We start from the raw sequence: 13,859 nt of genomic DNA on the forward strand, positions 1-13,859 counted from the left end.
TCTGATCCCGCACAGTGAAGGGGACCGGAGATGGCGGACAGCGGCCCGCGTGCCTTCTTTCTCATGCTTCTCGGTGGTTTCCGGCTGATGGCCGGCGACGAGCAGATCGTGCTGTCCAGCGGATCGGAGCGCCTGCTGGCGTACCTGGCGCTCAGCAGGAACACGGTGACCCGCTCGGTGATGGCCGCGGCGTTGTGGCCGGGGGCGCCGGAGCGGCGGGCGCAGGCCAGCCTGCGTTCCGCGCTGGCCCGCCTGGACGGGGACGGCCGGCGGCTGCTGCGCGTCGACGCGTGCGGTCTCGGGCTGTGCCCGGAGGTCGTGGTGGACGTCGACGAGGCCAGGTCGCTGGCGCGGCGCCTGCTGGACCCGCTGGAGCCCTCGCAGGACGGCGACGTGTGCGCCGGCTCGATCGAGGTGCTGTCGGACGGCCTGCTGCCCGGCTGGTACGACGAGTGGGTGCTGGCCGCCTCCGACGAATGGCACCAGTTGCGCCTGCACGCGCTGGAGGCGTTGTCGGGGTGGTTCCTCCGGGCGGGGCGTTTCGCCGAGGCGGTGGCGGCCGCGGGCGTGGCCGTGCACGCCGAGCCCCTGCGGGAAAGCGCTTACGCCGCCCTGATGGACGCGCATCTGGCCGAAGGTAACCAGGCGGAGGCGCTACGTCACTTCCAGGCGTTCGAGCGGAATCTGCGCGACGAACTCGGCATCACGCCGACGCCCCGCTTGCGCGAGCGGGTCGCGGGTCTGCTCGCGGACCGCCCTCCCGTCATGCAGGCGCCGTCACGGCCCGGTCACGCCCGCATGACGGGCCGGTGACCAGGCATCCGCCACGCTGTCGGAAGACGCCGGACCACGGCGACGGCATCGACCGTCACACCGGGCCCGGCGACCGCAGGAAAAGGGGGAAGCATGAAGCGCTCCAAAGCAGGCGTTCTGCTGCTCAGTCCAGCGCTCATCGCCGCACTGGCCGTCGAACCGGCCGTCGCCTCGGACGTCTCCGCCGCGTCCATCGTCCAGAACCTCACCGCGACGACCTCCACCACCATGCACAGCGCCACCGAGGAACTCGCCCAGCCGCCGCGGCGCAGGGCCAAGAGGCGGCGCTACAACCAGGGCCGCAGGGACGGCTTCGCCGACGGCCGCAACGACTGCCGCTCCGGCAGGAGCCACGACCTGCAGACCTCCGGCAGCGGCGCCTACCGGCGCGGCTTCCGGGACGGCTACAACGAGGGCTTCCACAGCTGCACCCGGCCGACACCCACACCGAGCCCGACCACTCCCGCTCCCGGCGGTGGCGGTGGCGGAACCTGATCCCTCCGTGACCGAGTGACCGGGGGCCTCGCCCCGCGCGCGAGGGGTGAGGCGCCCGGCCCGTGACTCCAGAGTCACCGGGGCTCCGTCCCGCCGCGGGACGGAGCCCTTCCACGTGTCGTGCCCGTCCCCGGTGGCAGAACCACGATGATCTTTCCTGCGAGGGTGGGAGCGCTCAAGGACGCCGGCGCGGCCGCTGTAATCCGGATGAAGGGCATCGACAACCGGCCCGGCGGCAAGTGGCGGGCATCGATCTTGCGGGACCTGTTCGGCATCGCGACCAGCCCGGCCACCGGGCAGCTTCCGGTCAGCTCGGTGGAGACGGGGAAGGCGGACGCGCGGCATGTGGTGTCGGGGAAGAAGCGGGCGTCGCCGGAGCGGCAGCGGGAGGCGAGGCGGACGGTGCCGGGACAGAAGGACCGGGATCGGCGGCTCGGCGGAAGGCGATGCGATGTCCTGCTCGCACTCACTATGCCTGGGGCCTGTAATGACCAGCCACCCCTGCTGCCTTGCCGGGGTGGCTCGCCTTCGCAAGCAGCCTGCTTGCATCATGCAGCTGGTGCGGTCCTGGATCCGTGCTTGCTCGCGCTGGGCGCGGATTGAAGCCTCCAGGTCCCTCAGAGAGGCGTCCCGGCCGGTGTGCGCGTCTGGCTGCTTCGGCGGGGGGGAGGGCGGTGCGGGCGCGGGCCAGGAGGTGGCCTGCTGATGCAAGCGCTTTGCCCACGTTATTCGAGCCGAGAAGGGCGCGGCAGGGGAGAAGTGGTCACGTGTTCATGGTAGTTCGCGGGCCGTGCGGCTCGGGGAGGTGTCGCGGTGTTGTTGATCTGCCCTAGTCTCGTCGGTGTGGGGATGCCTGAGGGGAGCCGGGACGGGAGCTCCGAAGATGTCGCTACTCATTTGAGCGCAGTACTTGAACGTGTCACCTGGGCCGATGAGACCAGCGGCTACACGATCGCCCGGGTGGCGACCGAGCGTTCCGGCTCGGATCTGCTGACCGTCGTCGGCCCGCTGCTGGGCGCGCAGGTGGGCGAGTCGCTGCGGCTGCGGGGCCGCTGGACCTCCCATCCCCGCTATGGCCGCCAGTTCGAGGTGTGGTCCTACACCACGGTGCTGCCGGCCACCGTGCAGGGCATCCGCCGCTATCTCGGCTCCGGGCTGATCAAGGGCATCGGCCCGAAGATGGCCGAGCGGATCGTCGACCATTTCGGCGTCGACACGCTGGAGGTCATCGAGCGGGAGCCGCAGCGCCTGGCCGAGGTGCCGGGGCTGGGTCCCAAGCGGACGAAGATGATCGCCGCCGCCTGGGAGGAGCAGAAGATCATCAAAGAGGTGATGATCTTCCTGCAGGGGGTCGGTGTGTCCACCTCGATCGCGGTGCGCATCTTCAAGCAGTACGGCGAGTCGTCCATTTCCGTCGTCAGGACCCAGCCGTACAAACTGGCCGACGACGTGTGGGGGATCGGGTTCAAGACGGCCGACACCATCGCCCAGGCGGTCGGCATCCCGCACGACAGCCCCGAGCGGGTCATGGCCGGGCTGCGCTACACGCTGTCGCAGGCCGCCGACGACGGCCACTGCTACCTGCCGGCCCCCAACCTGGTGGGCGACGCGGTCAAGATCCTGGAGGTCCCCGCCGACCTGGTGGCCGCCTGCCTGGAGGAGCTGGTGGCGGCCGAGGGCGTGGTGCGCGAGCCGATTCCCGCGGGCGACAACGTGGTGCCGGCCGTCTACCTGCCGCCCTTCCACCGTGCCGAGCTGTCGCTGGCCTCCGGCCTGCGGGGGCTGCTGGGCAACGGCCACGACCGGCTCAAGGCGTTCGCCGACGTCGACTGGGAGCGGGCCGAGCAGTGGCTGCACGGCCAGACGGGCGCCGAGCTGGCGGCCGAGCAGCGTCAGGCGGTGCGCCTGGCGCTGACGGAGAAGGTCGCGGTGCTGACCGGCGGGCCGGGCTGCGGCAAGAGCTTCACCGTGCGCTCGATCGTGCTGCTGGCCAGGGCCAAGCGGGCCCGGGTGATCCTGGCCGCGCCGACGGGCCGGGCGGCCAAACGCCTGGCGGAGCTGACCGGCCACGAGGCCACCACGGTGCACCGGCTGCTGCAGCTGCGGCCCGGCGGCGAGGCCACCTTCGACCGCGACAACCCGCTGGACGCCGATCTCGTCGTGGTCGACGAGGCGTCGATGCTGGATCTGCTGCTGGCCAACAAGCTCGTCAAGGCGGTCGCCCCCGGCGCGCACCTGCTGTTCGTCGGCGACGTCGACCAGTTGCCCTCGGTCGGCGCCGGGGAGGTGCTCAAGGACCTGCTGGCCGCCGAGGACGTGCCGCGCGTGCGGCTGACGCAGATCTTCCGCCAGGCGCAGGAGTCCGGCGTCGTGGTCAACGCCCATCGGGTCAACACCGGTCACCACCCGGTGCTGGAGGGCATGCGGGACTTCTTCCTGTTCCCGTGCGAGGAACCGGAGGAGATCGCGGCGCTGACGGTCGACGTGGTCGCCCGCCGCATCCCGCGCCGGTTCCGGCTCGATCCGCGCCGCGACGTGCAGGTGCTGGCGCCGATGCACCGCGGCGCGGCCGGGGCGGGCGCGCTCAACACCGCCTTGCAGGAGGCGCTGACGCCCGCACGGGAGGGCATGCCGGAGCGCCGCTACGGCGGCCGTGTCTTCCGCGTCGGCGACAAGGTCACCCAGCTGCGCAACAACTACGACAAGGGCGCGGCCGGGGTGTTCAACGGCACGGTCGGCATCGTCACCGACATCCGTCCCGACGAGCACAAGCTGACCGTCCTGACCGACGAGGACGAGGCGGTCGAGTACGCCTTCGACGAGCTGGACGAGCTGGCCCACGCCTACGCGGTCTCCATCCACCGCTCGCAGGGCAGCGAATATCCCGCGGTCGTCATCCCGCTGGCCACCAGCGCCTGGATGATGCTGCAGCGCAATCTGCTCTACACCGCCATCACGCGCGCCAAGAAGCTCGTCGTGATCGTCGGCTCGCGCCGGGCTCTGGCCCAGGCCGTGCGCACCAAAGGGGCGGGACGCCGGCACACCGGCCTCACCCACCGCCTCGCAACGCGCTGACCTGCGGTTGATCACTCCGCAGAAGTGATTGAAATGTGACCGAACTCTCCTAAATCATTCGCCGTCTTACATGCAGGAGCATTATGGTTTTTGGGGTGCCTTGGTGCCCTTATGGGAAAGGACTGTCTTGAACGTTGCGCCTGCTTGGAGGAAGCCCGCCACCGCGTTCGCACTGCTCGCCGCGGCGGCGCTGACGACCTCATGCTCCGGTGGCGCCCCCTCGGGAACACCCGACGCCCCCGAGGCCACCACCTCGGCCACCCCGCAGGCACCCACCATCAAGATCACCCCCGCTGAGGGCAGCGCCAAGGTCAGCCCGGAGAAGAAGATCACTGTCGTGGCCGCCGGCGGCGCCCTGGAGGACGTGACCGTCGAGGGCGACGACGAGCCGGTCGAGGGCCGCTTCAACGCCGACAGGACCAGGTGGGTCTCCAGGACGCCGCTCAAGCCGTCCACCGACTACACGGTCACCGCCAAGGCCGGCGTCACCTCCTCCACCAGCGACTTCACCACCGCCAAGCCCGACCGCGCGCTGCAGATCGTCGACGTCACCCCCAACGCCAAGGGCGAGACCCTCGGCGTCGGCGCGCCCATCATCGTGACCTTCAACCAGCCCGTCACCCGCAAGGCCACCATCGAGCGCGCCCTTGAGGTGGAGGCGGAAAAGCCCGTCGACGGCGCTTGGCGCTGGGTCGCCGACAACAAGGTCATCTACCGCACCGCCAAATACTGGCCGGCTCATCAGAAGGTGAAGTTCCACGCCGGCATCACCGGCGTCAAAGGCGGCAAGGGCCTCTACGGCGTCAAGGACTACACCGCGAACCTCAAGATCGGCGCCAAGCAGATCAGCAAGATCAACGTCGCCAAGCACATGATGTACGTCTACAAGGACGGCAAGCGCGTCCAGACCATGCGCATCAGCGCCGGCAAGGCCACCACCCGCGAATACACCACCACCTCCGGCGTGCACCTGACCATGGAACGTGCGAACCCCGTCCGCATGATCTCCCCGGGCCGCAAGAAGGGCGACCCCGAGTACTACGACGTCATGATCGACCACGCGGTGCGGATCTCCAACTCCGGCGAGTACGTCCACGCCAAGAACAACGTCTGGGCCCAGGGCGTGCGCAACGTCAGCCACGGCTGCATCAACGCCCGCCCCGACCAGGCCGAATGGTTCTACGACAACGTCCAGCGCGGCGACGTCGTCGAGGTCAAGGGCACCGACCGCGAACTCGAATGGAACAACGGCTGGGGCTACTGGCAGCTGTCGTTCTCCGCATGGAAGAAGGGCAGCGCCCTGAAGGAGAAGACCTGACCTCCATGCACATCCGCAAAGGCGACGGCGGCGACGTCCCCGCCGTGCTGGCCATGTTCGACAGCGCCGTGGCCTGGCTGGTCTCGCAGGGCCGCACCGGCCAGTGGGGCAGCCGGCCGTTCACCGGCGACGGCAAACGCACCCGGCAGATCGCCGGCTGGGCCGAAGGCGGCGGCATGCGCATCGCCGAGGCAGGCGGCCGGCCCGCCGGCTGCCTGGTCGTCGGCGCCCCCCACGACTACGTCACCCCCGCCGCCGAGAGCGAGCTGTACGTCCAGTGCCTGGTCATCGACCAGGCCTTCGCAGGGCACGGCGTCGGCCGGGCCCTGCTCGACGACGCCTACGAGCGGGCCCGCGAGCTCGGCGTGAGGCTGCTGCGCGTCGACTGCTACGCCGGCGACGACGGCCGCCTGGTCGCCTACTACGAAAGCTGCGGCTTCACCCGCACGGCCCCCTTCACCGTGGGGGAATGGCCGGGCATGCTCCTGCAGCGCCGCGTCACCTGAACAACGCGTCCCCGGAGCAACGCGCCGCACCCTAGATTGCCGTCATGACTGTCGACGATCTCATCCCGTCCGCCGGTGAGTCGCCGCGAGCCTCGCAGCCGGTGACCCAGGCCGTGATCCTCGCCGGCGGGCAGGGCTCACGCCTGCGCCCCTACACCGACACCCGGCCCAAACCGATGGTCGAGATTCCCGGCACCGGCCTGCCCATCATCGGCCACCAGCTGGAATGGCTGGCGGCCGAGGGGGTGACCGACGCCGTCATCTCCTGCGGCTACCTGGCCGAGGTGGTGCTCGACTGGCTCGGCACAGCGCGCCTGCCCCTCAGGGCCGGCGCGGTGGTCGAAACGGAAGCGCTCGGGCGCGGGGGCGGGCTGAAGTTCGCCGCCGCCTCACTGCCACGCCCCGACGAGCCGTGGTACGCCACCAACGGCGACATCTGGACCCGCTTCAGCCTGCGCGCCATGGCGGCCTTCCATCACGAGCGCGACGCGCACGCCACGCTCGCCCTGGCCCGCCCCCGCCTCCCGTGGGGCACCGTCGACATCGACCGTTTCGGCAACGTCCTGGACTTCGTCGAGGCCCCGCCCTCGCCCTATCCGGTCAACGCCGGCGTCTACGTCTTCTCGGCCTCGTTCGCCTCGATGCTCCCGGATCTCGGCGACCACGAGCGCAGCACCTTCCCCCGCCTGGCGCGGCAGCGCCGCCTGGCGGGGTACGAGTTGCCGCAAGGGGTGTACTGGCGCGCCATCGACACGGCCAAGGACCTGAACGAGGCCGCCGGGGAACTGGCCGCCTTCCGCTCCCGATCGTGACGCGCGTCCGGTCACCGGCCCGCCGAGGCGGCCGGGCAGCAGGCACGGCCGGAATTCGAGAGACATGTTGCTCCTGGCCGACATCCCGGAGATGGTGGCGGAGTCCGTTCGGCGGGCGGTGAAACTGCCGGAGGGAACCACGCCGGTGCACGCGTCGCCGCGCACCCCCGCGTCGGCGCGAGACCTCCAGTTAGACGGCTCGACCGCCGATATGAGGTAACGAGTGCTGGGTTCAGGAGCCCTGGATCGTGAGATCGCAACGCGGCCTGCACCGAGCCTTGCGCCTTCTTCGGGAACTGCATGGCTGCGTGGCTGTGCATACAGCGAGTGACGATCACGCGAAACAAGCCGAACAGGCCGCGCCTGGTGGCCAGGGGCCGCAAATAGGCAAACTTGAATAGTGAGTGCTACGCTGAGGCCAACTAGTCAAACTTGACCACTTAGGAGGTCATGTGGCTGCGGTCGTGGTGTCGGAGCTGCGGAAGACGTACGGCAAGACCAAGGCGCTCGACGGCCTGAATCTGACCGTGCCTGTCGGCACGGTGCACGCCGTGCTCGGCCCGAACGGCGCGGGCAAGAGCACGCTGATAAGAACCCTGGCGACGCTGCTCCGGGTGGAGAGCGGCCGGGCCGAGGTCACCGGGGTCGACGTCGCTCGCGATCCCGACGAGGTGCGCAGGCGCATCGGGCTGCTCGGGCAGCACGCAGCGCTTGACGAGGACCTGTCGGGGTGGCAGAACTTGGAGCTGTTCGGCAGGCTCTACCACCTCGGCGCGCGACGGGCGGCGGCACGGGCCGATGAGCTGCTCGAGCGCTTCGAACTCGCCGGCACAGGGCGCAAGGCGGTCAAGGCCTACAGCGGCGGCATGCGGCGCAGGCTGGACCTGGCCGCCTCGCTCATCATCCAGCCGCAGGTCCTGTTCCTGGACGAGCCGACCACCGGGCTCGACCCGCGTGGCCGCACGGAGGTGTGGGGCGCGCTCCGCTCCCTGGTCGGCGGCGGCACCACGGTGATGCTGACCACCCAATACCTGGAGGAGGCCGACCAGCTTGCCGATCGGATCTGCGTGGTCGATCACGGCCGGGTGATCGCGGACGGCACCGCCGACCAGCTCAAGGCGAAGGTGGGCGGGGACCGCATCGACGTGGTCGTCCATGACGCGGGCGACCTGAGGGCCGCGGCAGCCGCACTGGCGGAGGTTCCAGGCGCGGGTGCGGTGGACAGCGACGAGGACGACCGCGTGGTCAGCGCGCCGGTCGCCGACCGGATGAGCGCGCTGAGCCACCTGATGCGGGCGCTGCAGGAGGCCGGCATCGACGTCGACGACCTGGCCGTACGGAGGCCGACCCTGGACGAGGTGTTCATTCAGTTGACGGGAGCTGCGTAATGGGCTGGTGGCTGGCCGATTCATGGAGCATGACCCGGCGCGAGCTGGCCCGCTGGGCGCGGCAGCCGGCGCAGGTGATTGTCGGGCTCGCCTTCCCCGTGATGTTCCTGGTGGTGTTCGCCTACCTCCTGGGCGGCGGCATGCGGGTGGCGGGTGGCGGCGACTACCGGGAGTTCCTCATCCCCGGCATGTTCGCGCTCACTATGGCCTGGGGGCTCGAGGCCACGATGGCCGCCCTCACGCAGGATCTCAACAAGGGGGCCATCGACCGCTTCAGGTCCATGCCCATGGCGCCGTCCGCCGTCCTGGTCGGCCGGTGCATAGCGGACATGCTGCAGTCGGTGCTGGGCCTGGCCGTCATGATCGGCGCCGGGCTGGCCATGGGGTGGCGCTGGCACGGCTCGTTCGGCGAGGTGCTCGCCGCGGTCGGGCTGCTGCTTCTGCTCCGATTCGCGATGCTGTGGTGCGGGATATGGCTCGGGCTGATCGCGGGACGGCCCGAGCTGATCATGTCCATACAAATTCTCATCTGGCCCATCGTCTTCACCTCCGGCGTCCTGGCTTCGCCCGCGTTCATGCCGGGCTGGCTCGGCGCGATCGCGGAGTGGAATCCGATCACGGCCACGGCGGCGGCGGTGCGCGACCTGTTCGGCAACCCCGGCGTGCAGGGCACCTCGTGGGCGGCCGAGAACGCCCACCTGCTGGCCGTGGTGTGGCCGATCACCCTGGTCGCCGTCGCCTTCCCCATGGCGGCTGCCCGCTTCCGCGCGCTCAGCCGCTAGAGGGCTGGTCCTCGGCGAGGACTCCGGCGAACGGGTCGCCGCCTTCACCGGCGAAGTCGTGGGCCCCGCCCTGGATCCGCTCGATGAGCCCGCGCGTCCACTCCAGCCCGCCCTCGGCCGAATGCGCCCACAGGCTCATGATCTCGCCAATATGGCCGAGGTCGTCCTCGGCGGTGTACGACGAGGTCACCGCCTCCCGCCATCCCTCGAGGTTGGCCAGACGCTCTTGGAGCAGCGCGATCACCTCTTCGCGTGGCAGCTCGACCATGAAACCGATGCCGGCGGACAGCAGGTCCATCCTGTCGTGGGTGGTGAGCGCCTGCCGCAGGAGGGAGAAGAACTCGGCCGCGCCCTTCTCGGTCACTTCGTACTCGGTGCGCGGCGGTCCGCCCGCCGTACTCGGGGCCGTGTCGTAAGCATGCAGGAGACCCTGCTTGGCCATCGACTTGAGCGCGTGGTAGATCGACCCCGGCTTGGTGGTCGACCACGAGTCCGCCCCCCAGAACGCCAGGTCGTTGCGCACCTGGTAGCCATGCGCGCGCCCGTGCAGCCTGACGGCGCCCAGAATCAGCAGCCGGATCGCCGACATCCGCGCCCTCCTATTCAACTTTGACTAGCTTACGCCCGTCGACGGCGAAAGGTCAGCAAGCACGGAGGTACGGCAAGCACGAGCAGCACGATGCCGATGACGCTCCCGCCCATCATCAGGAGCGCGACGCCGGCACCGGTCGCGATCGCGATGAACGCCATCCACCCCAGATGCCAGGAGAAGGAGCCAGGAGAAGGAGCCAGGAGAAGGAGAACGTGGAGGAGTGTCGGTCAGAGCCCTGTGGTGGTTCGTGCACCAGAGGTACTATGCCACGTTCAACCCTCAGGCTGGAGAACGCGGTCCATGGGGATCACTACGCACGTGGGCGAAGCTGCCGCCATCCACCGTTCCGATGTCGGTGGGTTCGATGGCGGGGAAGTCGACGTCGAGGAAGGCAAGCACGCCCGCGCCGGGTTGCACCGGGGGTGCGGGCGGCCAGAGCGGTCAGCATCTGCCGGGCGACCTTGTCCAACTGCCGGACGTTTCCCCAGGTGAACGCGCGCCTCCAGGAGGGCTGGCCAGCGTGCTGGACGAGCGCCCTGCTGGAGGCGCGCGCGAACGCTCTCGAAGATCTGCGGATCTACAGCACCTTCCGGACGCCCGGCAGGGCGCGCACCAGGTACGCCGTCGTCCAGCACAGCGGCAGCCCGATGGCGGTGAGCAGCGCGGCCTTCGCGATCGCGGGCGCCTGTACGTCGCGCAGGGCGTAGCCCAGGGCGACCAGCACGGCCGGGTGGATGACGTGGACGGTGAAGGTGTGCGTCGACAGGAACCGGCGGCGGCGTCCCTGTTGAGGGTGTCGATGACGATCCGGCCCCGGAGGGGTTCCGCGGGGACCTGCCGGTAGGCCCTGATCGGGATGGTCACCACGACGATGTCGCCTTTCACCGTGCGTCCGGCCTGCGCGCGCCGACGCGCGCCGCAACTTCGATCGAGTTGAGCGGCCTCGAACCGTGGGATGCCCTGGAGGGCTGGCTGCGTCAGTTCGTCAGCTACGCGACCACCAAGAAGGCAATCTACGACGCCGTCGCGCACCGCGAGGAGATGTTTGTGACCGGCCGCGACATGATCGCGGCCGGTCGGCCGCTTCTCGAGCGCGCCCAGGGCGCGGGCAAGGCCCGGGGCGACGTGAGCTTCGACGACGTTCTCTTCCTGGTCAACGGTGTCAGCGGAGCGAACTTCGTCCAGGAGGCGCAGCGCGACCGGGTGCTCGCCATGGCCTTGGACGGCATCAAAACCCAGAAGTGAGCGCAGCGAGCGAGAGCCGCTGACGATCAGACGAGAAGCCTCAGCCCGGCGATCTTGCACCGGTTCTTGCTCGTGTCCGGAAATCGGCGGCTACGCCCGTGTCTCGACGAAAGGCCAGCGGCTCGACCGACAGACCCTGGCGCTGGAGGCCGCCGGCTGCATCCGGATCTTCTCCGGCAAGAAGTCCGGCAAGCCGGCGGGCGTCTCGTCTTCCACACCCTCGCCGCGCTCGCGGAGTTCATCCGCGAACTCATCATCGAGAGAACCAACGAGGGCCTGGCCGCCGCCCGCGCCCGCGGGCGGCAGCACCTTGCGCGCCCGCAGCCGCCCCACCCCGCCGGTGAAGATCGCTTTCGGCCACGACCAGCCCGTGGCCCCGACCAGCAGGGAGTCGTCGCCCAGGCGCAGCGGAGCCTTCGCCCTTGGGCTCACACGAGGGCGAGCTGCGCCGCCCGAGGCTCGCGCGGCCGCGGCGGCGACGCCCCGCAAGCCATCCCGTACACCTGACACAGCTCGGCGATCTGCCCCGTGATGCGCTCCTCGTAGCCGGGGGAGGGCAGGCCCGCACGATCGTAGAGCTCCTCATAGCGCTCCACCAGGTGCGGATGCGCCCGCGCCAGCCACTGCGCATACCACGCTCGGGTGCCGGGCGGCAGCCGCAGCACCACCGGCTCGACGGCCCGCGCGCCCGCCCCCGCGATGCGCCGCACCGTGGCCGTCAGCTGGTCGGCGGCGTCGCTCAGCAGCGGCAGCACCGGAGCCATCAGCACCCGGCAGTCCACGCCCGCCTCCACCAGCGCCGACACCAGCTCCAGCCGCGCCTGCGCGCCGGGCGCGCCCGGCTCGACCGCCCGCCGGATCCGCTCGTCGACGAACGCGATCGACACCGCCACCCGCGCCCCCGCCCGCGCCAGCAGCCCGGCGTCGCGCAGCACCAGCGCGCTCTTGGTGTAAACGGTGAACGGCACCCCCGACCCGGCCAGCGCCGCAATCACGCCGGGCATCAGCCGGTAGGTCTCCTCGGCCGCCTGGTAGCAGTCGCCGCTGACCCCGACGGCCAGCTCCTGGCCGTCCCAGCGCGCCAGCTCCGCCCGCAGCCGCGCCACCGCGTTGGGCTTGACCACGATGCGCGTGTCGAAATCGCCGCCCGCGTCCAGCCCCAGCCGCCGGTGCCCGGCACGGGCGCCGCACCCGAGACAGGCATGAGCACAGCCACGGTAAGGGGAGAGCGCCCACCTCTGGGCGATGCCCGCGGCCTGCGGCACCCGCTCGATCATCGTGCGGGCCTGCAGCTCGTAGAAACCGCCGCGCACCACCGCGCGCCGCTCGATCAGCGGGCGATCGTCGGCAGCCTCAACCAGCGAAAGCGCGTCCCAAGCCACACCCCCCAGTGGAACACGCATTCGACTGCGTTTTCAAGCGATTCCCGCACACCCGCCCGCACCCCGCCGACCGGACGCACGGCCGCGGCGGCGCCCCTGGCCCGTGCCGCACCTCACCACACCCGCAGGCCCCGGCCTACAGTGGTACGCCCGCACCACTCAGCATCTGGGGGACAACCACCCATGGCCTGGCTCCTGCTCGCCCTCGCCATCGCCTCCGAGGTCCTGGCCACCTCCGCGCTCAAACTCAGCAACGGCTTCACCCATCTCGGCTGGAGCGCCGTCGTCGCCGCCGGCTACATCGTCTCCTTCGTCCTGCTCGGCCAGGCACTCAGACTCCACCTCGAGGTCGGCACCGCCTATGCCGTCTGGTCCGGGGCCGGCACCGCCGCCATCGCCCTGATCGGCGCGGTGTTCCTGGGGGAGACCCTCACCCCGCTCAAGATCGGCGGCATCCTGCTCATCATCGGCGGCGTCGTCGTCCTCAACCTCGCGGGCGCCCACTGACCCGCACGAAAACGTTTTGCCGCCCCGGCGACCGCTCCCTACACTGCCCCCGTGCTCAAACCCCGCTACCCCCTCACCACCGACCGCCTCACCCTTCGGCCCTTCATCCCCGGCGATCTCGACGCCGTCCACGCCTACGAAAGCCTCCCCGACGTCACCCGCCACCTCTACTGGGAGCCCCGCGACCGCGACACCAGCCGCGCCCACCTCGACAAGAAGATCACCCACACCGCCCTTCTCGACGAGGGCGACGTGCTCGACCTGGCCATCACCCTGAGCGGCGGCGGCGAGCTCATCGGCAACTGCCTGCTCATCTGGACCAGCAAGCCCAACCGCCAGGGCGAGATCGGCTACGTCCTACACCCCGACCACCACGGCCACGGCTACGCCCCCGAAGCCGGCCGCGCCCTGCTCCGCCTCGCCTTCGACGACCTCGGCCTGCACCGCGTCATCGGCCGCCTCGACGCCCGCAACACCGCCTCCGCCCGCGTCCTGGAAAAGCTCGGCATGCGCCACGAGGCCACCCTCATCGACAGCGAGATCGTCAAGGGCGAATGGGCCAGCGAAGCGGTCTACGCCATCCTCGACCGCGAATGGGTCCCGTGACGATCCACCACCTCGCCCTGCAAGCCGACTGGGACAGCGCCCGCCAGGCGGGGGAGTATCGTGTCTCGACCCGGGGCTGCTCCCTCGACGACGCGGGCTTCATCCACTGCAGCCGCGACCTGGCCCAGCTGCGCGGCGTCCACTCCGCCTTCTACACCGACGTGACCGAGCCGCTGCTCGTCCTCGACATCGACCCGGCGGGCCTCGACGTCCGCGTCGAGGACGGCTTCCCCCACGTGTACGGGCCCCTGCCGGTCAGCGCGGTCACCGCCGTCCACCCCTTCACCCCCTGACCGCCTCCCGGGACCGCTCTCCACGCGCGCGCCGGAGCCCCGGCC

General features: G+C 70.4%; 18 protein-coding genes. 14 read left to right on the plus strand and 4 right to left on the minus strand.

What is annotated here, in order from left to right; genetic code table 11:
- Positions 1-30 precede the first annotated feature (30 nt).
- The 9 genes from E1294_RS34925 to E1294_RS34965 all read left to right on the plus strand — a co-directional run bounded on the left by E1294_RS34925 (position 31) and on the right by E1294_RS34965 (position 9,189).
- Positions 31-813 (plus strand): AfsR/SARP family transcriptional regulator, encoded by a 783-nt coding sequence (locus E1294_RS34925; protein WP_132515243.1) that lies wholly within the window; start codon positions 31-33, stop codon positions 811-813.
- 93 nt (positions 814-906) lie between these two features.
- Positions 907-1,308 (plus strand): hypothetical protein, encoded by a 402-nt coding sequence (locus E1294_RS34930; RefSeq protein WP_132515244.1) that lies wholly within the window; start codon positions 907-909, stop codon positions 1,306-1,308.
- Between the two features lie 165 nt (positions 1,309-1,473).
- Positions 1,474-1,911, plus strand: a complete 438-nt coding sequence (locus tag E1294_RS34935; protein ID WP_132515245.1) for a hypothetical protein — start codon at positions 1,474-1,476, stop codon at positions 1,909-1,911.
- Positions 1,912-2,157: 246 nt separating this feature from the next.
- Positions 2,158-4,383 carry an SF1B family DNA helicase RecD2 gene (gene recD2 / locus E1294_RS34940; RefSeq protein ID WP_132515246.1) on the plus strand — a complete coding sequence of 742 codons (2,226 nt, stop codon included), beginning with the start codon at positions 2,158-2,160 and terminating at the stop codon, positions 4,381-4,383.
- 127 nt (positions 4,384-4,510) lie between these two features.
- Positions 4,511-5,701: a L,D-transpeptidase gene (locus E1294_RS34945; RefSeq protein ID WP_132515247.1), complete on the plus strand. Its 1,191-nt coding sequence runs from the start codon at positions 4,511-4,513 to the stop codon at positions 5,699-5,701.
- 5 nt (positions 5,702-5,706) lie between these two features.
- Positions 5,707-6,207 (plus strand): GNAT family N-acetyltransferase, encoded by a 501-nt coding sequence (locus E1294_RS34950; protein ID WP_132515248.1) that lies wholly within the window; start codon positions 5,707-5,709, stop codon positions 6,205-6,207.
- Positions 6,208-6,251: 44 nt separating this feature from the next.
- The gene (locus E1294_RS34955) at positions 6,252-7,019 is read left to right on the plus strand and encodes a nucleotidyltransferase family protein (protein ID WP_132515249.1); all 768 of its coding nucleotides are present in this window, start codon (positions 6,252-6,254) and stop codon (positions 7,017-7,019) included.
- A 452-nt stretch (positions 7,020-7,471) separates the two neighbouring features.
- Entirely contained in the window at positions 7,472-8,407 is a 936-nt protein-coding gene (locus tag E1294_RS34960; protein WP_132515250.1) for an ATP-binding cassette domain-containing protein, read from the plus strand.
- Complete coding sequence (locus E1294_RS34965) at positions 8,407-9,189, plus strand: ABC transporter permease (RefSeq protein WP_132515251.1); 783 nt, start codon at positions 8,407-8,409, stop codon at positions 9,187-9,189. The genes E1294_RS34960 and E1294_RS34965 overlap by 1 nt, the downstream gene beginning before the upstream one ends.
- Here E1294_RS34965 and E1294_RS34970 read toward each other — a convergent pair.
- From E1294_RS34970 to E1294_RS53195, 3 genes are all read right to left on the minus strand, one after another.
- Positions 9,179-9,778, minus strand: a complete 600-nt coding sequence (locus E1294_RS34970; RefSeq protein WP_132515252.1) for a PadR family transcriptional regulator — start codon at positions 9,776-9,778, stop codon at positions 9,179-9,181. The two genes, E1294_RS34965 and E1294_RS34970, sit on opposite strands and share 11 nt — an antisense overlap.
- Positions 9,779-9,807: 29 nt before the next feature.
- Positions 9,808-9,939 carry a hypothetical protein gene (locus E1294_RS57495; protein WP_281284559.1) on the minus strand — a complete coding sequence of 44 codons (132 nt, stop codon included), beginning with the start codon at positions 9,937-9,939 and terminating at the stop codon, positions 9,808-9,810.
- A 419-nt stretch (positions 9,940-10,358) separates the two neighbouring features.
- A complete protein-coding gene (locus E1294_RS53195) occupies positions 10,359-10,505 on the minus strand; it encodes a hypothetical protein (protein ID WP_165977630.1) in 147 nt (48 codons plus the stop codon).
- 209 nt (positions 10,506-10,714) lie between these two features.
- Here E1294_RS53195 and E1294_RS34980 point away from each other — a divergent pair, with 209 nt between their 5' ends.
- Positions 10,715-11,026: an SbtR family transcriptional regulator gene (locus E1294_RS34980; protein WP_181958602.1), complete on the plus strand. Its 312-nt coding sequence runs from the start codon at positions 10,715-10,717 to the stop codon at positions 11,024-11,026.
- Between the two features lie 72 nt (positions 11,027-11,098).
- The gene (locus E1294_RS57500) at positions 11,099-11,533 is read left to right on the plus strand and encodes a recombinase family protein (protein WP_281284560.1); all 435 of its coding nucleotides are present in this window, start codon (positions 11,099-11,101) and stop codon (positions 11,531-11,533) included.
- Here E1294_RS57500 and E1294_RS34990 read toward each other — a convergent pair.
- On the minus strand, positions 11,455-12,408 hold the full coding sequence (locus tag E1294_RS34990) for a radical SAM protein (RefSeq protein ID WP_246083505.1): 954 nt from the start codon (positions 12,406-12,408) through the stop codon (positions 11,455-11,457). The genes E1294_RS57500 and E1294_RS34990 overlap by 79 nt on opposite strands.
- Positions 12,409-12,591: 183 nt before the next feature.
- Between E1294_RS34990 and E1294_RS34995 the strand changes: the two genes are divergently transcribed.
- The 3 genes from E1294_RS34995 to E1294_RS35005 are packed head-to-tail and all read left to right on the plus strand — an operon-like array spanning position 12,592 to position 13,814.
- Entirely contained in the window at positions 12,592-12,915 is a 324-nt protein-coding gene (locus E1294_RS34995) for a DMT family transporter (RefSeq protein ID WP_132515253.1), read from the plus strand.
- A 51-nt stretch (positions 12,916-12,966) separates the two neighbouring features.
- Positions 12,967-13,521, plus strand: coding sequence for a GNAT family N-acetyltransferase (locus E1294_RS35000; protein ID WP_132515254.1), 555 nt, complete (start codon positions 12,967-12,969; stop codon positions 13,519-13,521).
- Positions 13,518-13,814 (plus strand): DUF952 domain-containing protein, encoded by a 297-nt coding sequence (locus E1294_RS35005; protein ID WP_425465243.1) that lies wholly within the window; start codon positions 13,518-13,520, stop codon positions 13,812-13,814. The genes E1294_RS35000 and E1294_RS35005 overlap by 4 nt, the downstream gene beginning before the upstream one ends.
- The last annotated feature ends 45 nt before the right edge of the window (positions 13,815-13,859 follow it).

This window comes from Nonomuraea diastatica, from assembly GCF_004349015.1.
GTDB classification, from domain to species: Bacteria; Actinomycetota; Actinomycetes; order Streptosporangiales; family Streptosporangiaceae; genus Nonomuraea; species Nonomuraea diastatica.

Excerpts from the sequence above, each read along its gene's own strand:
- E1294_RS34925 (WP_132515243.1), top strand. The coding sequence starts at position 31 with ATGGCGGACAGCGGCCCGCGTGCCTTCTTTCTCATGCTTCTCGGTGGT.
- E1294_RS34930 (WP_132515244.1), top strand. The coding sequence starts at position 907 with ATGAAGCGCTCCAAAGCAGGCGTTCTGCTGCTCAGTCCAGCGCTCATC.
- recD2 (WP_132515246.1), top strand. The coding sequence starts at position 2,158 with ATGCCTGAGGGGAGCCGGGACGGGAGCTCCGAAGATGTCGCTACTCAT.
- E1294_RS34950 (WP_132515248.1), top strand. The coding sequence starts at position 5,707 with ATGCACATCCGCAAAGGCGACGGCGGCGACGTCCCCGCCGTGCTGGCC.
- E1294_RS34955 (WP_132515249.1), top strand. The coding sequence starts at position 6,252 with ATGACTGTCGACGATCTCATCCCGTCCGCCGGTGAGTCGCCGCGAGCC.
- E1294_RS34965 (WP_132515251.1), top strand. The coding sequence starts at position 8,407 with ATGGGCTGGTGGCTGGCCGATTCATGGAGCATGACCCGGCGCGAGCTG.
- E1294_RS34970 (WP_132515252.1), bottom strand. The coding sequence starts at position 9,778 with ATGTCGGCGATCCGGCTGCTGATTCTGGGCGCCGTCAGGCTGCACGGG.
- E1294_RS57495 (WP_281284559.1), bottom strand. The coding sequence starts at position 9,939 with ATGGCGTTCATCGCGATCGCGACCGGTGCCGGCGTCGCGCTCCTGATG.
- E1294_RS34995 (WP_132515253.1), top strand. The coding sequence starts at position 12,592 with ATGGCCTGGCTCCTGCTCGCCCTCGCCATCGCCTCCGAGGTCCTGGCC.